The 20,209-nt window shown below is 74.0% G+C and carries 17 protein-coding genes; 11 read left to right on the top strand and 6 right to left on the bottom strand.

Annotation, left to right across the window (positions count from 1 at the left end):
• Positions 1-69 precede the first annotated feature (69 nt).
• The 4 genes from ACW69E_RS24285 to ACW69E_RS24270 all read left to right on the top strand — a co-directional run bounded on the left by ACW69E_RS24285 (position 70) and on the right by ACW69E_RS24270 (position 4,587).
• The gene (locus ACW69E_RS24285) at positions 70-648 is read left to right on the top strand and encodes a Clp protease N-terminal domain-containing protein (protein ID WP_457500454.1); all 579 of its coding nucleotides are present in this window, start codon (positions 70-72) and stop codon (positions 646-648) included.
• Positions 649-679: 31 nt separating this feature from the next.
• Entirely contained in the window at positions 680-1,747 is a 1,068-nt protein-coding gene (locus ACW69E_RS24280; RefSeq protein ID WP_457500419.1) for an EamA family transporter, read from the top strand.
• Between the two features lie 242 nt (positions 1,748-1,989).
• Positions 1,990-2,994: a DMT family transporter gene (locus ACW69E_RS24275; protein ID WP_457500453.1), complete on the top strand. Its 1,005-nt coding sequence runs from the start codon at positions 1,990-1,992 to the stop codon at positions 2,992-2,994.
• 372 nt (positions 2,995-3,366) lie between these two features.
• Positions 3,367-4,587, top strand: coding sequence for a hypothetical protein (locus tag ACW69E_RS24270; RefSeq protein WP_457500418.1), 1,221 nt, complete (start codon positions 3,367-3,369; stop codon positions 4,585-4,587).
• 264 nt (positions 4,588-4,851) lie between these two features.
• On the opposite strand, the gene ACW69E_RS24265 is transcribed toward ACW69E_RS24270, so the two are convergent.
• The gene (locus ACW69E_RS24265) at positions 4,852-5,553 is read right to left on the bottom strand and encodes a pyridoxamine 5'-phosphate oxidase family protein (protein ID WP_457500417.1); all 702 of its coding nucleotides are present in this window, start codon (positions 5,551-5,553) and stop codon (positions 4,852-4,854) included.
• A 77-nt stretch (positions 5,554-5,630) separates the two neighbouring features.
• On the opposite strand from ACW69E_RS24265, the gene ACW69E_RS24260 reads away from it, so the two are divergent.
• Positions 5,631-6,971 (top strand): aminotransferase class I/II-fold pyridoxal phosphate-dependent enzyme, encoded by a 1,341-nt coding sequence (locus ACW69E_RS24260; protein ID WP_457500416.1) that lies wholly within the window; start codon positions 5,631-5,633, stop codon positions 6,969-6,971.
• Positions 6,972-6,984: 13 nt separating this feature from the next.
• Here the strand turns inward: ACW69E_RS24260 and ACW69E_RS24255 are convergent, their stop codons facing one another.
• The gene (locus tag ACW69E_RS24255) at positions 6,985-8,034 is read right to left on the bottom strand and encodes a DMT family transporter (protein WP_457500415.1); all 1,050 of its coding nucleotides are present in this window, start codon (positions 8,032-8,034) and stop codon (positions 6,985-6,987) included.
• Between the two features lie 73 nt (positions 8,035-8,107).
• Between ACW69E_RS24255 and ACW69E_RS24250 the strand changes: the two genes are divergently transcribed.
• On the top strand, positions 8,108-9,013 hold the full coding sequence (locus ACW69E_RS24250; RefSeq protein WP_457500414.1) for a LysR family transcriptional regulator: 906 nt from the start codon (positions 8,108-8,110) through the stop codon (positions 9,011-9,013).
• 36 nt (positions 9,014-9,049) lie between these two features.
• On the opposite strand, the gene ACW69E_RS24245 is transcribed toward ACW69E_RS24250, so the two are convergent.
• Both ACW69E_RS24245 and ACW69E_RS24240 read right to left on the bottom strand, forming a co-directional pair.
• A complete protein-coding gene (locus ACW69E_RS24245; protein WP_457500413.1) occupies positions 9,050-11,197 on the bottom strand; it encodes an alpha/beta fold hydrolase in 2,148 nt (715 codons plus the stop codon).
• A 152-nt stretch (positions 11,198-11,349) separates the two neighbouring features.
• Positions 11,350-12,360, bottom strand: coding sequence for a ScbA/BarX family gamma-butyrolactone biosynthesis protein (locus tag ACW69E_RS24240; RefSeq protein WP_457500412.1), 1,011 nt, complete (start codon positions 12,358-12,360; stop codon positions 11,350-11,352).
• Positions 12,361-12,493: 133 nt separating this feature from the next.
• Between ACW69E_RS24240 and ACW69E_RS24235 the strand changes: the two genes are divergently transcribed.
• The 3 genes from ACW69E_RS24235 (at position 12,494) to ACW69E_RS24225 (ending at position 14,870) form a co-directional block, all read left to right on the top strand.
• Positions 12,494-13,123 (top strand): ScbR family autoregulator-binding transcription factor, encoded by a 630-nt coding sequence (locus tag ACW69E_RS24235; RefSeq protein ID WP_457500411.1) that lies wholly within the window; start codon positions 12,494-12,496, stop codon positions 13,121-13,123.
• A complete protein-coding gene (locus ACW69E_RS24230) occupies positions 13,123-13,980 on the top strand; it encodes an NAD(P)H-binding protein (RefSeq protein ID WP_457500410.1) in 858 nt (285 codons plus the stop codon). The genes ACW69E_RS24235 and ACW69E_RS24230 overlap by 1 nt, the downstream gene beginning before the upstream one ends.
• A gap of 116 nt (positions 13,981-14,096) precedes the next feature.
• Positions 14,097-14,870 carry an SDR family NAD(P)-dependent oxidoreductase gene (locus tag ACW69E_RS24225; RefSeq protein WP_457500409.1) on the top strand — a complete coding sequence of 258 codons (774 nt, stop codon included), beginning with the start codon at positions 14,097-14,099 and terminating at the stop codon, positions 14,868-14,870.
• Positions 14,871-14,899: 29 nt separating this feature from the next.
• On the opposite strand, the gene ACW69E_RS24220 is transcribed toward ACW69E_RS24225, so the two are convergent.
• On the bottom strand, positions 14,900-15,544 hold the full coding sequence (locus ACW69E_RS24220; RefSeq protein ID WP_457500408.1) for a TetR family transcriptional regulator: 645 nt from the start codon (positions 15,542-15,544) through the stop codon (positions 14,900-14,902).
• A gap of 166 nt (positions 15,545-15,710) precedes the next feature.
• Here ACW69E_RS24220 and ACW69E_RS24215 point away from each other — a divergent pair, with 166 nt between their 5' ends.
• A complete protein-coding gene (locus ACW69E_RS24215) occupies positions 15,711-16,523 on the top strand; it encodes an AfsR/SARP family transcriptional regulator (RefSeq protein ID WP_457500407.1) in 813 nt (270 codons plus the stop codon).
• Positions 16,524-16,689: 166 nt separating this feature from the next.
• Positions 16,690-18,621, top strand: coding sequence for a helix-turn-helix domain-containing protein (locus ACW69E_RS24210; RefSeq protein WP_457500406.1), 1,932 nt, complete (start codon positions 16,690-16,692; stop codon positions 18,619-18,621).
• 125 nt (positions 18,622-18,746) lie between these two features.
• On the opposite strand, the gene ACW69E_RS24205 is transcribed toward ACW69E_RS24210, so the two are convergent.
• Entirely contained in the window at positions 18,747-19,898 is a 1,152-nt protein-coding gene (locus ACW69E_RS24205) for an IS701 family transposase (RefSeq protein WP_457500452.1), read from the bottom strand.
• Between the last annotated feature and the right edge of the window lie 311 nt (positions 19,899-20,209).

The following is a 20,209-nucleotide window of genomic DNA, read 5'->3' as shown; positions in this document are numbered from 1 at the left end:
GCGCGGATGCCCGGACGCCGGCGGGGTGATGGAGTGGGGAGCGTGCACAGTCATACGTCCCGCCCGGGCATCGCCGGGCGGAGGCCGAAGGTCTGCGCCGCGCTCGCCCCGGGGCCGGCGGCGGCGCTGTCGAGCGCGCGCCGCCGCGCCGTGCGGGACGGGGACCGGCAGGTCGACACCGCCCATCTGCTGCACGGCCTGGTCGAGTCGGACCCGGCCGTACGCGCGGCTCTGGGCGGTACGGCGCGCCTGACGCGGGTCCTCGGCTATCTGGCGCAGCGCAGCATCGGCTACGGGCTGCGCTGGCAGCGGGCTGTCGAGGACGCGGCGGGTGCGGCGGGTGGGGCGGCCGCGGAGGCACCGGTCGCCGCGCCGGGCGGTGCCCCCGGCTGGTCCCCCGCCGCCGCGGCGGCGCTGGAGGACGCGCCCCGCCGGGCACGGGCACGGGGTGGCGCACGGGTGGAGGGCGTGGACCTGCTGGACGCGCTGCTCGCCGATCCGTGCTGCCGGGCGGTGGAGGTGCTGCGCCGCGCGGGCGCCGTACCCGTACCCGGTCCCGGCTCCGCTTCCGCCCAGGCCTTCGCGGGAACGGTGGCGCGGGGTGCCGGGGACCGCCCCCTGCGGCTCTGTCAGGGGCGCAGCCGCTGACACACCTGTCGGGCGCTGGCATGATGGGCCGGTGCATGCCCCGACATCCCCGCCCGCCCCTTCGAGGGCGAGTGCCGGCCTCACCCTCGCCCTCGTCTCCGCCGTCGCCTTCGGCGGCTCCGGCCCGGCGGCGAAACCGCTGATCGACGCCGGGCTCGACCCGCTGCACGTCACCTGGCTCAGGGTCGCGGGCGCCGCCGTCGTGCTGCTGCCGCTGGCCTGGCGCCACCGCGGCCTGCTGCGGCGGCGTCCGGCGCTGCTGGCCGGGTTCGGGCTGCTGGCCGTCGCGGGCGTGCAGGCGTGCTACTTCGCGGCCATCTCCCGCATCCCGGTCGGAGTCGCCCTGCTGGTGGAGTACCTCGCGCCCGCGCTGGTGCTGGGCTGGGTGCGCTTCGTCCAGCGCCGCCCGGTGAGCCGGGCGGCGGGGGCCGGGGTGGTGCTCGCGGTCGGCGGCCTGGCGTGCGTGGTGGAGATCTGGGCCGGACTCGGCTTCGACGTCTGGGGGTTGCTGCTGGCGCTGGGCGCCGCCTGCTGCCAGGTCGGCTACTTCGTCCTGTCCGACCACGGGACCGGCGGCAGAGGCCAGGAGCCCGGCAGGGGCGCGGCCCCCGATCCGCTGGGCGTCATCGCCCACGGGCTGCTCATCGGCGCGCTGGTGCTCACCGCCGTCGCCCGGCCCTGGGAGATGGAGTGGTCGGTGCTGGGCAGCCGGACCGGGCCGGCCGGTCTCGGCGGCGTCCAGGTGCCCGCGGCCGTACTGCTGGGCTGGATCGTGCTGGTGGCGACCGTGGCCGCCTATCTGACCGGGGTGATATCGGTGCGCAGGCTCTCGCCGCAGGTGGCGGGGGTGGTGGCCTGCCTGGAGGCGGTGGTGGCCACCGTGCTGGCCTGGGTGCTGCTGGAGGAGCGGTTGTCGGCGGTCCAGTTGTTCGGCGGAGCCGTGGTGCTGGCGGGCGCGTTCATCGCGCAGCGCGCCACCCCCGCGAGTCCCCCCGCGCCACCGGCCGGGCCGGTGGCCGCGGAGGGCGGCGCGGGCGGGGCCACGAGTGAGGGAGGGCGCGCGGGGCAGCGGTTGTCGCAGGACGTGCCCGCGCCGTAGGGTGCGGGCATGCATTTGACCGTACTGCCCCCGCCCGCCGCCTAGGGCGGGCTGCCGAGGAGTACCGCGCGGGGCGCCGACGCCGCCGCGCAGGTCATCGCTGCCCGCGTACGGGACCACATGACAGCTTCCCGACGTACGCGGAGAACTCACACGTGTCGAAACCCACTTCTGCCCTGTCCACCGCCGCGCCCACCGGTGGAAGCGGTAATTCCGCAAGCGGTTCCGCCCCGGCCGACGGGCTGTCCGTCGGGCGCGGGCTGCTCTACCTGGTCGTCGCCGGAGTCGCCTGGGGCACCGCCGGAGCCGCGGCCGCCCTGCTGTACCGCGCCAGCGACCTGGGGCCGATCGCCCTGTCCTTCTGGCGCTACGTCGGCGGGATCGTCCTGCTGCTGGCGTTCCTCCCCCTGCGCCGCACCGCCCGCGCCGCCGGTCAGGGGCGCACCACCCCGGCCGCGCCCGAGCCGCGGCGCCGCCGGGTGGGGCGGATCGTGGCCACCGGACTCGGTCTGACGCTCTTCCAGACCGCCTACTTCGCGGCCGTCCAGGCCACCGGGCTCGCCGTCGGCACGGCCGTCACCCTCGGCGCCGGGCCCGTGCTGATCGCGCTCGGGGCCCGGCTGACGATGGGCGAGCGGCTCGGACGCGACGGCCTGGCGGCCGTGGCCGGCGCGCTGGCCGGCCTGGCGGTGCTGTACCTGGGCGGCGACGAGAGCACGGTGCGGCCGCTGGGCGTCGGCCTCGCGCTGCTGTCCGCCTCCGGCTACGCCGCCATCACCCTGTTGACCCGGTGGATGGGCCGCAACGGCGCTGGCGGCGACCCGTACTCCACCACCACCTGGGCGTTCGGCGTCGGCGCGGTGTGCCTGCTGCCGCTGGGACTGGCCGAGGGCCTGCTGCCGCACACCGCCGAGGACCCGGTGCGGGTGCTGCTCCTGCTGGCGTACACCGCAGCGGTGCCGACGGCGCTGGCGTACGCGTTGTACTTCGCGGGGGCGGCGGTCGTACGGTCGGCGACCGCCTCGGTGATCATGCTCATCGAGCCGGTGAGCGCGGCCGTGATCGCCGTGGCGCTGCTGGGCGAGCGGCTGACCGCGGCGACCGTGGCGGGCACCGCGCTGCTGCTCACCGCCGTGACGGGGCTGGCGATCGCCGAGGCACGCCTGGCCTCCGGGGCGCGCCGGGCGGCCGCCGAGGGCGCGGGTGTCGGGGGCACCGGAGGCGTCGGAGGCGGAGCCGGGGCGTGACAGCCGGAGGGTGACAGCCGGGGCGCGGGCGGAGGAACCGCTTACACCTCCGTCCCGCGTCCGGGCAGCACGGAGGCCGGGCAGGCGCTGCGGCGCTTCGCCCGTGGTGGACCCGAGCACCCCGCCCGCCGGGCCCTCGAAGAGCCGGAACAGCGCGAACACTGCGCCGCACTACGGCAAGGACGGCGCCCTGACCGCGCTGTTCCGGTCGAACGTCAACCCGTGCGGCACCTTCCGTCCCGACATGGACAGCCGTCCGCCCCGCACCCGAGATCCATGCCGTGGCGTCGCATAATCGTGTGGAACATCCGGCACCGCGAAGGAAAACTGGAAGCAGGCCGAGAACAACCAGGCAGAGGCGAGGCGCGGGGGATGTCCGATTCCGAGGTTCGATTCATCCGATCGGTGCTTTTGAGTTCCGTTGTCCAGGTCATGCTGTCGTGGGACGAGGAGCCGGCCCTGGCGGCGCGTCGCTTGGACACCTTGCTGCGAAGGGCAACGCCGTCCGAGTTGATGCGTCTGGAATCGGGCTACCGCAGTCGGCGTTACAGTCTCAGTTCTCTCGGGCTGAGCGCCTTTAGTGATGCCGTGCCCGATCGGTATGCCATGGCTGCGGCCGCTTTGATGTCGTTCGACCGGTCCGGGTATGTCAGGGAAGAGGGTGTCGCCAGGCTTGCCGACACTCCGGATTCCTTCCCGGTTCCCTTTCTGTTGCTGCGGCTCAATGATCCGGTCGGGGAAGTGCGAGACCTCGCACAGGAAGCGCTGGCCGCACGGCTGACCCCGGAACACGTGGATTTCCTCGTTCAGGCGCTGCCTCTTCTTGACGGCTTGAGCAGACGCCGTCGGGCAAGTCCTCTGCTGGCCATGGTGGAGGACCTTCTCTACCGTGGCGGAGTAGAGGCGTTGTGGCAGGGCGCCCGGTCGACGGACCCTCCGATGCGCGCCTGCTGTCTACGGTGGCTCGCCCGGATCGACCCGGCTGCGGCCGTCGAGACCGCTTTCGCGGCCCGGGACCCGTCTCTGTGGCGGTGGGCCGCCCGTGTGGCCACGTCGTCGCGGCTGACACCGGACGAACAGGACGCGCTCCTGCCGTACCTGGAAAACAGCAGTAGTCCCCGCATACGTTTGCGGGCACTGCGTGTCCGGGCCCGTCGGCAACACGGTGAAATGGAACTGCGCAGCGCGATGCTCGATCGTGATGCCCGAGTCCGCTACCACGCTCGCGCCACCCTGTACGCCCGCGGCCATACGAATCTCGCGCCAAAGGTGTATCGCGATGCCTTGATGTCCGGTGATCCGTCGGATGCGGTCATCATCGGCGCGCTGGGAGGGCTCGCCGACCTGGGAGGTGCGTGCGACGTGCCGCGGGTACTGGAATTCATCACACACCGCAAGGCGCGAATACGCGCCGAAGCGTGGCGTACTCTGGGTGTTCTGGACCCGGGGGAAGTGGACCGTAGAGCAGCCCAGCTGGCTGGTGACCCGAGTGGCAAAGTGCGCCGCTACCTCCCGGACCGGGCTGCTTCGAGTGTCGGCAAACGACCGTTTGCCGACACTCGGTGCAGTGATCACAGACCCGCGGACGGGTAGTGTCGGCGACTCGCGCCGAGAATCAACGTCGGGGAACGGTTCTTCGGGTGGTTTCCGACGATGCTCATCGGCCACCGCCGCACATCGACGGCCGACCGGAACCCCGAGCGTCGGGTCGACGCACTGCTTCCGCCACGGCGTCGACCGTGACGACGTCCACGCCGGCGGCGCGAAGGCGTCCCGCCCGAAGCTCGATCCCGTCATGCACCTGCTCCGCGAGGGCGGCACGTTGAAGGCGGCCTGGCCCGACAAACCGCCGGCGGGTCACCCGTTCCCCGTTGTCCGGGCCAGGACTTTGGGGTCGAGATAGCCCGGCACGGCGGCGCCGGCGGCCATGTCCTCGGCCGGTACGGGAGTGCCGTAGGTCCTGCGCACCGGCACCACGCCGCTCCAGTGGGGCAGGGAGAGGTCCTCCGGCTCGTCGTTCGGGCCGCCGGTGCGGACCTTCGCCGAGACCTCCTCCAGGTCCAGGGCGATGACGGCGGTGGCGGCCAGTTCCCGTGCGTCGGCCGGACGCGAGTCGGCCGAGCGCCCGGGGACGGCCTGGTCGACGATGGCGTCGAGGGCGACGGCCCGCTCGGCGGGGTCGTCGACCCGGTGAGCGGTGCCGTGCACCACCACCGAGCGGTAGTTGACCGAGTGGTGGAACGCGGAGCGGGCCAGTACCAGCCCGTCCAGATGCGTCACGGTCAGGCAGACGGGCAGCCCCGCGCCGGGGGAGCCCCCGGCGGCCCGCAGCGGCCGGGAGCCGGTGGAGCCGTGGACGTACAGGCGCTCACCGACCCGGGCGTAGAGCGTCGGCAGGACGACCGGTGCGCCGTCGCGGACGAAACCGAGGTGGCACAGGCAGCCGTCGTCGAGGATCGCGTGCACCAGTTCGCGGTCGTACGCCGCGCGCCCGCGGCCGCGGGTGGGGACGGTGCGCTCGGTCGGGGCGTACGCGTCCCCGGGGGCGGTGGTGGACATGGTGTTCGGCTCCCTCTCGTCCGCGGCGGCGGCCCGCCGACTTGCTCCTCATATTGCACTAGTGCATAATCTTTTTTGTGCTAGGAGGATATCGGATCGAGGGGCGGCGCGCTGCCGAAATCGCCGCCAGCGTGGAACGTGGGGTCGGTGCAGGGGAGTTGGGGCCGGGCGAACCGCTGCCCCCGATGCGCGAGCTGGCGGCGGAACTGGGCGTGAACCCCAACACGGTCGCCGCCGCCTACCGCGCCCTGCGCGAGCGCGGGGTGATCGAGACGGCCGGACGGCGCGGCAGCCGGGTGCGCCCGCGCCCGGCCACCACCGCCCGCGAGGCCATCGGCGTCGAGGCGCCCGAGGGCGTGCGCGACATCTCCACGGGCAACCCGGACCCGGCGCTGCTGCCCTCGCTGGACGCGGCCCTCGCCGCCGCCGCACGGCGTCACGAGCGGCACCCGACGCTCTACGGAGCCCCCGGACTCACCGGCGACCTGGCCCGGCTGGCGCGCGAGGCCTTCGACGCGGACGCGGTGCCGCCCGGTCCCGTCGCCGCCGCCTCCGGATCGCTGGACGCCATCGAGCGGGTACTGGCGGCCCATCTGAAACCCGGCGACGCGGTCGCCGTGGAGGACCCGGGGTGGGGAAGTCTGCTGGACCTCGTCCCCGCGCTGGGCCTGCGGACGCTCCCGGTCGCCCTGGACGGCGACGGCCCGCTGCCCGAGGCGGTCGAACGGGCGCTGAGGCAGGGCGCGCGGGCCCTGGTCGTCACCGACCGGGCCCAGAACCCGACCGGCGCCGCCATCAGTGCGCCGCGCGCCCGCGAACTGCGCCGTGTCCTGGCCGCACACCCGCGCGTACTGCTGATCGAGGACGACCACGGGCACGGCATCGTCGATCTGCCCCTGCATCCGCTGGCGGGTGAGGACGGCCCGGCCGAGCACTGGGCGCTGGTGCGCTCCACCGCCAAGGCCTACGGCCCCGACCTGCGGCTGGCGGTGTTGACCGGTGACGCCGTCACCGTCGACCGGGTGCGCGGACGGCAGCGGCTGGGGCCCGGCTGGGTCAGCCATCTGCTCCAGCACACCGTCACCGCGCTGTGGGAGAGCCGGGCGATCGACCCCGCCGAGGTGGCCGGCTCCTACGGCCGCCGCCGCGCCGCGCTGCTCGACGCGCTCGCCGCGCGGGGCGTCGAGGCCCACGGACGCAGCGGGATGAACGTGTGGGTGCCGGTACCCGACGAGACCGGCGCGGTCGCCCGGCTGCTGCGGGCCGGCTGGGCCGTCGCCCCGGGGGCCCGCTTCCGGATCGCCTCACCGCCCGGTATCCGGCTGACCGTCTCGGCCCTGTCCGAGAACGAGGCCGGGCCGGTCGCCGACGCGGTGGCGGCGGCGATCCGGCCCGGCGAGGCGCGGCGGTACGGCTGAACCGTACCGCCTGTCACGGCCGCGCGCTCCCTGCCCGGCTCCGGGTCCGGACCTGTGACCGGCTCCCTGTCCGGCTCTGTGTGAGGGCCGCGCCGGTGAGCACGACCAGCGCGCCGACGGGGGTGCTCCAGGCCAGACGCTCGTCCAGCAGCGCCACCCCGGCCGCCGTGGCGATCACGGGGATGAAGTACGTCACCAGGGTGGCCGTGGTCGGCCCCACCTCCGCCACCAGTCCGTACTGCAGCAGGAAGGCGACCCCGGTGCCCAGCGCCCCCAGTGCCGCGACCGCCAGCAGCGGCCCGGCGGGGAACGAGGCGGGGAAGGAGGTGAACAGGGGCGTGACAACCGCCAGTTGGAGAGTGCCGAGCAGAAGCTGGGAACCGGCCATCGCCACATTGGAACCGTCCGCGCCCGCCAGTGTGCGCCGCACGTAGACCCAGCCGACCGCGTAGCTGAGCGCGGCGACCAGCGCCATGGCCGTGCCGGCGGGGTCCTGCCCGTCGAACCCCTGCCAGGCGCCGAGCACGGTCAGGACGCCCGCGAAGCCGATGCCGAGCCCGGCCACCCGGCGCCGGGTGGGCCGGTCGTCGGAGAGGGCGACCAGGGAGAGCAGCATGCCCCACAGCGGGGTGGTGGCATTGCAGATGCCCGCCAGGGTGGAGGAGATGGTCAGTTCGGCGTAGGAGAAGAGGGTGAACGGCAGCGCGTTCAGCAGGAACGCCGCGACCGCCAGATGCCCCCAGGTGCGCAGGCCCCGCGGCAGCCGCTCGCGCCGCACCAGCAGTACCGCGCCCAGAACGGCCGTGCCGAACACCAGACGCCCCAGGGTGACCTGGAGCGGGGCGAAGCCGTGAGTGCCGATCTTGATCAGCAGGAAGCTGAAACCCCAGATCAGGCTGAGGGCGGCGAAGCGCACACGCCAGTCGACCGCGGGCGGGCGGCGGACGGACGCGGAGCCCGGGGCGGCCGGAGCGGCGACCGGGGCGGCCGGAGCGGCGACCGGGGCGGTGGGGCCGGGGGAGTCGGGGACCGGCACGGTGCCGGCGCGAGCGGAGGCGGACATGCGTCAACGATCGCGCCTTCAACGATTAAGGACAAGCGAGAAGTCCTGGAGTGAACCGCTTAGCATCGCTTACATGTTGAACCTGGACCGGCTCCGCATCCTCCACGCCGTCGCCCGCCACGGCTCGGTGAGCGGCGCGGCCGAGGGGCTGCACGTCACCACCTCGGCCGTATCCCAGCAGATGGCCAAACTGGAACGCGAGACCGGTCAGCAGCTGCTCGCCAGGAACGGCCGCGGCGTCCGCCTCACCGACGCCGGCCGCCTGCTCGCCGAGCACGCCCGGCGTGTGCTGTCCCAGCTCGAACTCGCCGAGGCCGAACTGGAGGCGCACCGCGGCCGGGCCGTCGGCGAACTGCTGCTGGGCGCCTTCCCCACCGCCGCCCGGGGACTGTTCCCCGCCGCCCTGGCCGCACTGCGCGCCGATCACCCCCAACTGCGGGCCCGGATGCGGGAGATGGAGCCCGAGGAGTCGGTACGGGCGCTGGTGCGCGGAGACATCGACCTCGCGGTCGTCCTGGACTGGTACAACCGCCCGCTGTCCCTGCCCGCAGGGCTGGCCAAGGAGCCGCTCCTGGACGACCCGGCCGATGTGGCGATGCCCGCCGGCCATCCCCGTGCCGGGGCCCGGTGGGTGGAGCTGGCGGACTTCGCGGACGACGAGTGGATCTCCTGGCCCGGGGGCGAGTTCTGTCACGACTGGCTGCTGTTCACCCTGCGAGGCCAGGGCATCGAGCCCAGGCTGTGCCACACGGCCGGGGAGCACCACACCCAGCTCGCCCTGGTCGGCGCCGGACTGGGGGTCGCCGTCGCGCCCCGCCTCGGCCGCGGGCCGCTGCCGAGGGGAGTGGCCGTCGCCCCCGTGCGGCACCCGATGAAGCGGCACGTCTACGCGGTCTGGCGGGAGGACGCCGACCGCAGGCCGTCCATCCGGGCGGCGGTGGAGGCGCTGCGCACGGCCGCCGACGGTGTCGGCGGCTGACGCGGAGGCCGTCCGGCCCCGGTCACCCCCCGGCCGTCACCCGGCCCCGGCTCCGCTCCCGGTTCCGAGCCCGAGGGCGTCGCGCAGGAAGCCGAGCTCGAAACCGAGCAGCCGTCCGGCGGCCGTCCCGTCGCCGCCGGTGTGCCCCGCGCCGGACAACGGCAGCACCGCGTGCTCACGCCCGGCGGCCAGCAGCGCCGCCGACAGCCGCAGCGTGTGCGCGAAGGCCACGTTGTCGTCGCAGGTGCCGTGCACCAGCAGCAGCCGACGGCGCAGCCGGTGGGCGTCGCGCAGCAGCGAGGAGCGCTCGTAGTTCTCCGGCTCCCGCTCCGGGTGGCCCAGATAACGCTCCTTCCAGTGCGTGTCGTACATCCGCTGGTCGGTGGGGGCCGCTCCGGCGACCGCGGCGTGGAAGACCTCCGGGTGGCGCAGCACGGCCGCGGCGGCGAGGGTGCCCCCGAAGGACCAGCCGCGGATCGCCACCCGACCCGCGTCCAGATACGGACGCTCGGCCACCGCCGTGCGCAGGGCGTCGATCTGGTCCTCCAGCACGGGGGTGAGCTGGTCGCCGCGGATCTCCTTCTCCCACCCCGGGCCCCGCCCCGGGGTGCCGCGCCCGTCGGTGACCAGTACGGCGAAGCCCTGCTCGGCGAACCACTGGGCCACACACGCCCACCACGTCCGGGCCCGCACCACCAGCCGCATCCCCGGCCCGGCGTAGGGGCTGAGCAGAACGGGCAGGGGGCGGGCGTCCGGAGCCCCCGGGTCGTACCCCGAGGGCAGGAACAGCGCGCTGCGCAGCCGCCGGGCGCCGTGTACGGGAAAGAGGGGACGGGGGGTGACGACGGGCTCCTCGGCCAGGCAGGCGATCCGCCCCACCGCCCTCCCGCCCCGCAGGACGGCGACCGTGCGCCCGTTCGGGGTCAGGCTGTCGAGCACCACGGTGCCGCCCGCCGCGGCGGCCGAGTGCACCCCGGGCCCGTCGCTGACCCGGCGGCAGCCCGTCCCCGGCCCCATCGTCCACACATGCTCCTCGAGCGGGTCCTCGCACCCGGTGAACAGCACCTCGTCGCCGTCCGCGCCCAGCACCCCGGTGACCTGCAGACCCTCCGGGGTGAGGACGTCCCCGACGCGCAGCCGCCGGGTCCCGGCCGACTCCTCGGGCCTCACCAGCAGTCCCGAGGCGGTGCGGCACGGCGCGCCCGGCACCAGCTCCACCCAGTGCCGGTCGCGCTGCTCGTGCAGGACACGGGTGGCGCCCGTGGCGGGATCGACGGCCAGGACCCGCAGCACGCGCTGGTCGCGGCTCTGCACGGTGACCAGCGGACCGTGGGCGTCCCAGCCGGCGGCCACCACGTACTCGAAGGCCGCGCGGTCCCAGACGACCTCGGTGCGGCCGCCGTCGAGGGAGAGCAGATGCAGGGAGACGTCGGCGTTGGGCGTTCCCGCGGCCGGGTAGGCCATGGGGCGCGGCGGGATCTCGGGACGCGCCGGATCGCAGACCCACCGCCGCCGCACAGCGGTGGTGTCCACCCGGGCCGCCAGCAGGGCCCGGCCGTCGGGCGCCCACCAGTGACCGCGCAGCCGCCCCATCGACTCGGCCGACACATGGTCGGTCAGCCCGTACGTCACCGAAGGCCCCTCGGGGGCGGCCAGGCACCGGTCGCCATCGAGACCGCCGCCGAAGCCGGTGACGTGCAGCGCGCCGCCGGTGACGTAGGCGACCAGCTCCCCGTCCGGGGAAGGCCGCGGATCCACCACGGGACCGGCCGCCGGTACCGGGAACGGCGCGCCGCCGCCGGTGTCCACCGCCCACAGCGCGCCGCCGAGCGCGTACACCGCACGCCGCAGCTCCCGGTCGGCCGCGTACGCCACCACGCCCGTGGTCCGCTCGCGGGCCCGTTCGCGCCGCGCCCTCTCCTCGGGCGGGACCGGGCGCGTGCCGCCGTCCGCGCCGTGCGGGGCGGCCAGCAGCCGCTCACGGCCGCCCTCCCACAGCCACAGTCGTCCGACGGGGTCGTCCCCGCACCCGGTGCGGAGGAACAGCACGCGCGCGCCGTCCGCAGACACCACCGGATGCCGGGGGACTCCGAGCGAGAAGCGGCGGGTGCGGGCCAACTGCTCCGGGAAGAGGGATGGCCGGGGGAGATGCGTGCCGCCTGGGGCCGCGGGGACGGAGGTCATGGTGAAGGCATAGCAGACGGTCTCCGCGCCCGCCCCGGTGCGTCGGCCGCGGCCCCTGGCTCTCGTGCGGGCCGCGGCCGACGGATTCGCAGCGGCCGCCGATGTCTTCGCCGGCACCCGGTCCTCTTCGGCGGCCCGCACGGCGCACGGCGCTACGGGGCCGGGCAGGCGGCCGGTGCGGCCCTGTCGCACAGCTGTGTGAGGTCTCCGGGTCCTCCGGCCGCCTCCGCTGCCTCGGAGACGAGGACTACGCTCCGGGACTCGAACGTCGCGGTGGTGGAGAAGACCTCCCGGCCGTTCTGGGTGGCGGTCACCAGCAGCCGTGAACGTTCCCGCCCGTCCGGTGGTTCCGGTGCGACGTCGATCCAGCAGGGCGCGTCGAACTCGACGTACCGCAGGAACGTGGTGTCCAGGGCGGTGGTCCGCGCGTGCCCCGGGACAGACGCCCGCACGACCTGGACCACGGCTTCGAGCAGCACCATGCCCGGAACGTGGTCGTGCGGATGGTCGAAGAGGACCGGGTTCGAGGTGTCCGTGCGCAGCTGGTAGCGGTGCGGCCTGGACGTGGGCGCGATGACGACGTCTCCGGGGTCGGTGCGGCCGACCAGCGAGGGAGTGACCGGCGGCGCCGGCGGCAGCGCGGCGGCGAAGGCCCGCTGCGCGTCGGCGTACTTGCTGCGCAGGCGGTCGTAGATGGCGGGCGGATGGGTGATGTAGCGGATCTCGCAGGATCCGAGGAGTTCGTTGCCGCGGAAGGCCTCGATGTGGGCGGTGGACCGGGTCGTGCCGAGCCGGCGCCTGGTAATGTCGCCGTGCCTGACGCGCAGTTCGGCGTCCGCGGGCGCCGTGCGCTCCCAGAAGGCCGCCGGCGCGAAGGCACAGCGTGCGTACTCCCACCCGAGGCGGTGGGCCAGGGGCACCTCCTGAACCGTGTGGGACAGGACGGCGAGCGCCTGCCGGACGGCCTCGACGAGGAGCAGCGGGCTGGTGGCGCCGTCGCGGAGTGTGTAGAAGGCGTGGGGGCCCGGCCAGCCGAGGGTGACCACGTGGATCTGCGGGGACTCTTCGTGTAATCGGCGGACGAGGAGCTCGCCGGGGTTCGACTTGCGGGCCAACCGCTGTAGATCGGCGGTGGACAGACTGGTGTGTGCGCTGCTGGGCATGTGCGTCCTTCCCTCTCGGGACGTCGACGTGCGGCTGATGTGCAGCGGAAAACGGGAAGAATCACCGTCCGGAACGACCTCAGGTAAAAATAAAGCTCGTTCTTTTCTTTGTCGAGGGTCGGGAAAGGGTGTCATGGGAGGCCGAGTGATCAGGCAGGAGCGCGCGTTGCGGACCAGAGCGACGCTCCTGCGCGCCGCCGCGGAGGTGTTCGCCGAGTCGGGGTACGCCGGGGCGAACGTGTCGACCATCGCGGAACGGGCGGGCCTCACGCTGGGCGCCATCTACTTCCACTTCCGGAACAAGGGCGCTCTCGCCCGGGAGATCGTGCTCTCACAGCCGGAACTCGTGGTGCCGCCGCACCCCTCCATAGGGCTGCAGCACGCGGTGGACGTCACCCTCACCTGGGCCTACCGCCTGCTCGACGACCCGGTGCTGCTCGCCGGGGCGCGGCTGGTCATGGAACAGGAGCACTTCGTCGAGCCGGGGGAGAACTCCCACCAGCAGTGGACGCGCATCGTCTCCGAGGACCTGTGCGAGGCCCGGCGGCGCCGTGAACTGCGGCCGGAGACCGACGTGGAGGCGCTGGCCCGCCTGGTGGTCAACGCGTGCACGGGCGCTCAGATGCACTCCTTCCTCGAAACCAGACGGCGGGACCTTCCGAACCGGGTGGTGGAGATATGGCGGTGCCTGCTGGGGGCCATGGCCGAGCCGGATGTCGTCGAGCGCCTGGAGTTCGACCGGTCCCGGGCGGGGAGCGCGTGATGGACCGGCCGTTGGTTGTGGTGACCGGGGCCACCGGGGCCGTGGGGCGGCACGTCGCCGCCCAGCTCGCCGGACGGGCGCGGACCCGGTTGCTCGTGCGGGACGCGAGCAGGGCCCGCGCGCTCGGGCTCGGGGGCGAGACCGTGACCGCGGACTACGCCGATCGCCCGCTGCTGGAGAAGGCCCTGGAGGGGGCCGACTCGGTGTTCGTCGTGACCGCGGACCCGATGCGGCCCGAACACGACGAGAACCTTCTGGCGGCCGCGCGCGCGGCGCGCGTACGGCGCGCGGTGAAGATTTCCTGGCTGGCCGTCACCGACCCCGGCGCGGACGACCTCATCGTCCGCTGGAACCGCGCCGCCGAGCGGCTGCTGCACGCCTCGGGCCTGGACTGGACGGTGCTCCGTATGCGCAGCCCCATGTCGAACACGCTGGCCTGGGCGCCCGTGATCCGCCGGGAGGGCGTCGTACGCGCGCCGGGCGGCGACGCGCCGACCGCTTGCGTGGACCCGCGCGACGTGGCCGCCGTGGCGGTACGGGCGCTCACCGAACCGGGGCACGAGGGCAGGGTCTACGCCCTGGCCGGGCCGCAGGCGCTGTCGCCCCGCGAGCAGACGCGGACGCTGTCCGAGGTACTGGAGCGTCCCCTGCGCTTCGAGGAACTCACCCTCGACCAGGCGCTGGAGGGCTGGCGCCGAAGGCTGCCGGAGCCGGTGGCGCAGGCGCTTGCCGAGGCCGCCCGCCGCCGTGGGACCGGGGACGCCGCGCGCCCGGAGGGCTCCGTGGCCGCCGTCACCGGCCGCGCGCCGAGGACGTTCGCCGACTGGGCCGCGGACCACGCCGAGCGCTTCCGCTGAAGCCGCACGGGCGCACCCGGATTCCCGCGGGGCCGGGGGAATCCGGGTGCGCCCGTGCGGCCCGTACACGTACGGTCCGAGCAGCGCCCGGGCGGGCGCCTCGACAAGGGAGCGGTGTGGTGGAGTCTGCGCACGGTCTGTTACAGGGCAAGGTCGTCATGGTCACCGGCGCCTCCAGCGGTATAGGCAGGGCGGCGGCCCGGCTTTTCGCCGCCCAGGGAGCGGCGGTGACGGTCGTGGCGCGGCGTGAGGAGAGACTGCGCGCGCTGGCGGAGGAGATCGAGGCGGCCGGCGGCAGGGCCCTGGTGGCGGCGGGGGACGTGACGTCGCCGGAGGACGTGGAGCGGGCCGTGAGTGCGACGGTCGCTGTACACGGCAGGTTGGACGCGGCGTTCAACAACGCCGGCTGGGGAGGGATCGGCACGCCCCTGCACGAGACGGACGACGCCGTCTACGGGCGCATCATGGACGTGAACGCGCGGGGTGTGTGGAACTGTCTGAAGCAGCAGGTCCCCGTCATGCTGCGGCAGGGGTCCGGTTCGATCGTCAACACCTCCAGCACGGCAGGCGCGTTCGCGACGGGGGCGATGGCCGCCTACGTGGCGGCCAAGCACGCGGTGCTCGGCCTGACCAGGGCCGCGGCCGCCGAGTACGGCGGGCAGGGCGTCCGCGTCAACGCGCTGATGGTGGGCAGCACCCGCACCGAGTTGATGGAAGCGGCCATGGAGCAGGTCCCCAGGCTGGAGCAGACCGCCGTCGCCAGGGCCGTCCAGCGGCGGCTGGCCGACCCGGAGGAGGTGGCACACGCGGCGCTCTGGCTCTGCAGCGACCATGCCTCCTTCGTCACCGGAGCCGCGGTTCCGGTGGACGGGGGATGCAGCGCCGTGTGAGTGCCGCGGGACTGCCCGTGCAGCCGCGGTCAGAGTCTGCGGGTGTGCGGGGCAGGAGGGCCGGCGGGGCCGGCGGGGCCGGCGCCGTGCTCCGCCGGCACCGCCCGGGGGAGGATCTGCCGCCAGATGCGGGCCAGCAGCGTGGCGCCGCCGTGGTCGCCGTCGGACCGGCTGCGGTGGGGCAGGGTCGCCTCCATCCCGCAGACCAGGTGCACGGCCAGGGCCGCGAGCACCGCCGTGTCCATGCCCGCAGGCCGCTCCTCCTCGGTCGCCGACCGCAGGCGCTCGCTGATCACCGGGCTCCAGACGCCCCGCCAGCTGTACCGCGGATCGGCCGCCTCCCGGTCCAGCCGTGCGGCGGCCCGGACCGAAGCGTCCCGTTGCAGGAGTTCCACCAGCTCGACGGTGAGGGACACGACCCACTGGACGGGCGGTTCCCGGTCGGCCGCCGTACGGGTCACGAGGGCGCGAGTGGCCGCGTTGCCCTGCTCCCGCACGGCCTTCGACAGCTCCTCCTTCGAAGCGAAGTGGAAAGTCAGCGCTCCCAGGGAGATGCCCGCAGACCGTGCGATCCCGGCGAGCGAGGCCCCCGCGTAACCGCGGCGGTCGAACTCCCCCGCAGCCGCGGCCAGCAAGGCCTGGCGCGTACGACTGGCCCTCTCCTGCCTCATCATCGCCCTTCCTCGGGGCTGCGTCCACGCTGTCGCAGCCGCTGAACGCTCCACGAGATTAACCGCGTTCGAGCGTAGCCAGGGACCGCGAAAAACAAAAAAATGAATATGTTACTCTTTGCTGGGTCGGCAACGGTCGGGCCGGAGGCCCGGGTCGAAGGGGGACGGCATGGACCTGAGGTTGCTCGGCGAGCTGTCAGTACGCGAGGGGGGAGTGCCGATCTCTCCCCCGGCGGCGGCGACCAGGCAGGTGCTCGCGCTGCTGGCGGCCTCCGCCGACCAGGTCGTGCCGACATGCGCCTTGGCCGAGGAGCTGTGGCCGGAGGGAGCGCCCGCGCACGCGGAGCGGACACTGGAAACGCACGTATGGCAGCTGCGCGCCGTCATCGGTGCGGCTCTGCGGGCACAGGGCAGCGCGCGGACCACCGAGGAGGTGCTGGCCTGGGTGCCGGGCGGGTACCGGCTGGACACCGGCGGGGGTTCCAGCGACGCCCGGGATTTCCAGCGGACGGCCGGGGCGGGCTACCGTGCCATGGACGCGGGGAACCTGGACCTGGCGAGCAGACGGCTGCGCGAGGCGCTGGACCTGTGGACCGCCGCCCCGTTCGCGGGGGTGGCCCTGGGGCCGCATCTGCGCTCCCAGGCGGACCTGCTCGTCGACTCCTGGCAGCGTGCCGTGGACCGGTGGATCGACGTGGACCTCAGGCTCGGGCGCCGGCGGGAACTGTGCGCCGACCTGGCGCGGATCCTCACCCGGTTCCGCTCGCCGGGACTGCTGTACGCCCAGCTGAAGGCCGAACTGGAGGTCGAGGGCCAGGAACCCGGGGTGATCGAGCGGCATCTGCGCCGGCGCCGCGCCACCCCGGAGCTCACGGCACACCGCCCCGCGGCGGGCCGGGAAGCGGCGCGCACGGCCTGCGGCAGCGACCGCGCCCTCAGCCTCGCGGCCGCCCACGGGGTCGCGCGGCTTCGGAGCGCCTGACCCGCGGTCCGGAGGGATCCGGCCGGCACGGCGCGGCCGGGACGTCCGGCCCCACCACCGCGTCTCCGTAACCTGCCGGCGGCGCGGATACGCACAAGTGTGCTTGACGGGCCGATCTTGCGCTGTCTAGGTTCGGCACTGCCGCACAGCCAGGGGGAGGGCGGGCATGGAAGACGAAGCAGACACAGACCGCCTCGACTTACTCACTGTGCTCCGGTTCCTTGCGGAAGAAGCACCACTGGAGAGTTACGAGGAGCTCCTGCTGCGCGCGGACCGGGAGTGCTCCACGGCCGAGCGGCTCCGTCTGGAGCAGGCGGTCAGGCTGGCCTATGTCGTCAACGTCTCCCAGGGCCGGCGCCGGCAGCGTGAGGATGCGCTCGCCGAACTGGTGGACACGGCCCGCGACATGACCCAGCCGCACGACCTGGGCGAGCTCCTGAACGTCATCACCCGGCGCCTCAGACGGATCGTCAACGCTGACCTCGCGTACATCTGCCTGAGCGAGGAGGACGACGCGCTGAGCCTGCGCGCCGCCGAGGGCGCCACCACGGCCATCACACCGGGAATGCGTCTGAAGGGTGGTCCGGGGCAGCGGGCCATCGCCACGGGAGCTCCACTGTGGATCGCCGACTACCTGCGCGATCCCGCCCTGGAGCACTGCCCGCAGGCCGATGACTTCATCCGTGCCGAGGGTGTCAAGTCACTGCTGGCCGTGCCCCTGATACATGGCGACAGCGCCCTGGGCGTCCTGTTCTGCGCTTCCCGTTCGGTGCGACGCCTCACCCCGGGCGAGATCGGGCTGGTGTGCTCGCTGGCCGCGCTCGGCGCCGTGGCGATCGAGCGGGCGGAACGGCTCCAGGATGCCAGAAGCGAGGTGAACGCACTCGAACTGGACGGCTTTCGTGCCCGTACGGCCCTGGCCAGACTCGAACACCTCGGGGACGCCCACGGCCGCATGCTGAGCCTGCTGCTGTCCGGAGCGGACCTCGACACCGTGGCCCGAGCCGCCGCCGACGCGCTGGACAGCACCGTGCAGCTGCGCGACCCCGCGGGCCGGGTCATGGCGGCCACGGCAGACCTGCCGGACCTGGACGACGCCGCGATGGCCAAGGCGTCCTGGGAGGCGCATGCGGACCGTGCCCCGGTGATACACAACGAGGAGACCTGGGTGGCGCCCGTGCTGGCCGGTGCCGAGAACCTGGGTTTCGTCGTGCTGCGCCCCAGCGCCGCGCTGGTTGGGGTGGACCAGCAGCTGTTGCGCCTGGTCACCCAGTCCTTCGCGCTCCAGCTGCTCCTGCAGCGCGGCACGGCGATGACGCAGGCGCCGGTGCACGACGCTCTCTTCGACGAACTGCTCGCGTTGCCGTCGCGAGCCCCGCAGCAGGCGCGCCGCCTCGAACAGAACCTGAGCGGGGTTGGTATGGACCTGACGGAGCCGCACGTCCTGCTGGCGGTGCGGCCCGAGGGCAGGGGGTACGGACGCGCCATCGTGTGGGCTTCTTCCCACGCCCACCGCCAGGGCGGCCTAAAGACCGTTCAGGACGGCTGCATCATACTTCTGCTGCCCGGTACGGACGCGTCCGCCGTCGCACGCTCCGTGGGCGGTGAGCTGACGTCGATGCTGGGCCATCCGACGACCGTGGGCGCGGCCGGACCGGGACGGGGCCTCGCCGACGTCAGCCGCCTGTACAGGGAGGCGGTGCGCTGCCTGGAGGCGCTGACCACGCTCGACGCCGCCGGAAGCACCGCGTCCCTGGAGGACCTCGGTTTCATGGGACTGCTGCTCTCCGAGGCCCATGACGTGAGCGGTTTCGTCGAAGCGGCCCTCGGGCCGGTGCTCGACTACGACCGCACGCACGCCACCGGACTCACCGAGACGCTGGAGGCGTACTTCGCCACGGGCTCCAGTCCGAGCAAGGCCGCCGAAACGCTCCACGTCCATCCCAACACCGTGTCGCGGCGCCTGGAACGCATCACCGCGCTGCTCGGTGGGGAGTGGCAGCGGCCGAGCCGCGTCCTGGACGTTCAGCTGGCCCTGCGGATGCACCGGATGAGGGCCGTACTGCGCCTGCGCTCCCCGGGTGGTGCAGGCTCCTGACGGCCCGGGTCCGCCCCCCCCGAGTCCGGTGACCGGAGGACCCCACCGGCGTGCCGCGGGCGAGGAAGCACGCCCGTCCGGGCGCGGGCGGTCCACCTGGCCGCCGCCCGCGCCCGGACGGTCCCTCAGTCGGATGCGCCCAGGGCGATCGCCGTATGGGCCACGGAGGCCAGCGTCATGTGGCGGTGCCAGCCGCGGAAGGACCGTCCCGCGAAGTCGCGCAGTCCGGTCCGGTCACCGATGCGGGCGAAGTCCCGCTCCACCCGGCCGTCCAGCTTGGCGACGCGCAGCAGTGCCCCGACCGGTGCACGGGTCATGCCGGTGACCCAGAGACGGGAAGGGGGCTGCGCCGGACCGCTCCACTCGCCCAGCAGCAGCAGGCGCCGGGACCCGGCCCCCGCGGGGGCCGGCAGCGTGATGGGGACGACCGCGGCCGTGGTGGTGCGCACGGTGTTCTCCTGGGCCGCGTCGCGCCATGAGACGGGGACCCGCATCCCCTTGACCAGTTCGAGCACGCGGTGGGCGGGCAGTGAGCCGGCCCGGTGGCCGGGGAGCGCCGGGTCCGCCACGACCACCCGGCACGACGGGCTGATCCGCGCGATGAAGGGCACCCCGCCCGCGGCGAGCCGGACGGTCGCGGCGGAGATGCCGCCGCGCCGCAGGTCGAGCAGGGCCGGCCGGCGCGGAACGCTCCACTGCCGGGCCATCTCCACGACCGCGGACACGGCGCACTCCTCCGCGCTCTCCGCCCTCAGCCCTTCGGGTACTTCGGCCTGCTCGCGCCGCTCGGGATCGTTGGTCCAGAGTTCGGGAAGCACCATGCGCCAGTTGACGGGCGTGCTCAGCTCGGTGGAGGCGAGCCACACGCCGAGGGCCTGCTGGCCGCGGAAGACCTGGCCGAGATGGGGGGCGAACTGCTGGTCCACTCCCACCGAGTGCTTCCCCGCCTTGGGTATGTGGATCGGCCGCACCACCCAGGCCTGTGGCGGCGCGGTGCGCTCGATGTAGTCGGCCAGAGCGATCCGCAGGGGACGCCAGTCCCAGGCGGAGCTGGAGATGAAGTGGTGCAGGCTCTGCTCCACCCCCGCTCCGCCCAGGTGGGCGGCGATGTTGCGGACGGACTTGCGGCCCGGGGTGGTCAGCAGGCCGCGCAGGTACTGCTCGGCGCGCAGCCTGCGGTCTCTTCGACTCAGCAGGGATAACAGGACGGCGCACAACTCGGCGACGACATCGTCGGACACCTCGGCCTCGAAGGAGGCCGCGCGTTGCCGGGGCAGCGCCAGGGTGGCGGCAGAATAGGATGTTCCGATAATCAACGCGTTCACGATGCTCCAGCGGTGAGGGGCGGGCGAGGGGTACCCGTCCACCATCGCTGGCACGGTCCCGCGCCACGAGGTGCCCCGGACACCTGAATGCCCGCCTCACTGCACCGGCGGTCACCTGCGGTCGGCATACGCGGGCCGCACCCGGCCGTCTCGGACGCCGTGGCGTGGGCGGTGCGGTGCGCCGCCGGGACGGGCGGTGCCGGGACAACCCCCGGGCGAGGGCCGCAGTGGGGTCCCGCCCCACTGCGGCCCTCGCCCGGTGT

This window comes from Streptomyces sp. SS8 (assembly GCF_054072955.1).
This window is presented reverse-complemented; position numbering and strand designations above follow the sequence as displayed.

Excerpts from the sequence above, each read along its gene's own strand:
- ACW69E_RS24220 (WP_457500408.1), bottom strand. The coding sequence starts at position 15,544 with ATGATGAGGCAGGAGAGGGCCAGTCGTACGCGCCAGGCCTTGCTGGCC.
- ACW69E_RS24270 (WP_457500418.1), top strand. The coding sequence starts at position 3,367 with ATGTCCGATTCCGAGGTTCGATTCATCCGATCGGTGCTTTTGAGTTCC.
- ACW69E_RS24235 (WP_457500411.1), top strand. The coding sequence starts at position 12,494 with ATGGGAGGCCGAGTGATCAGGCAGGAGCGCGCGTTGCGGACCAGAGCG.
- ACW69E_RS24210 (WP_457500406.1), top strand. The coding sequence starts at position 16,690 with ATGGAAGACGAAGCAGACACAGACCGCCTCGACTTACTCACTGTGCTC.
- ACW69E_RS24230 (WP_457500410.1), top strand. The coding sequence starts at position 13,123 with ATGGACCGGCCGTTGGTTGTGGTGACCGGGGCCACCGGGGCCGTGGGG.
- ACW69E_RS24245 (WP_457500413.1), bottom strand. The coding sequence starts at position 11,197 with ATGACCTCCGTCCCCGCGGCCCCAGGCGGCACGCATCTCCCCCGGCCA.
- ACW69E_RS24265 (WP_457500417.1), bottom strand. The coding sequence starts at position 5,553 with ATGTCCACCACCGCCCCCGGGGACGCGTACGCCCCGACCGAGCGCACC.
- ACW69E_RS24250 (WP_457500414.1), top strand. The coding sequence starts at position 8,108 with ATGTTGAACCTGGACCGGCTCCGCATCCTCCACGCCGTCGCCCGCCAC.
- ACW69E_RS24255 (WP_457500415.1), bottom strand. The coding sequence starts at position 8,034 with ATGTCCGCCTCCGCTCGCGCCGGCACCGTGCCGGTCCCCGACTCCCCC.
- ACW69E_RS24240 (WP_457500412.1), bottom strand. The coding sequence starts at position 12,360 with ATGCCCAGCAGCGCACACACCAGTCTGTCCACCGCCGATCTACAGCGG.
- ACW69E_RS24215 (WP_457500407.1), top strand. The coding sequence starts at position 15,711 with ATGGACCTGAGGTTGCTCGGCGAGCTGTCAGTACGCGAGGGGGGAGTG.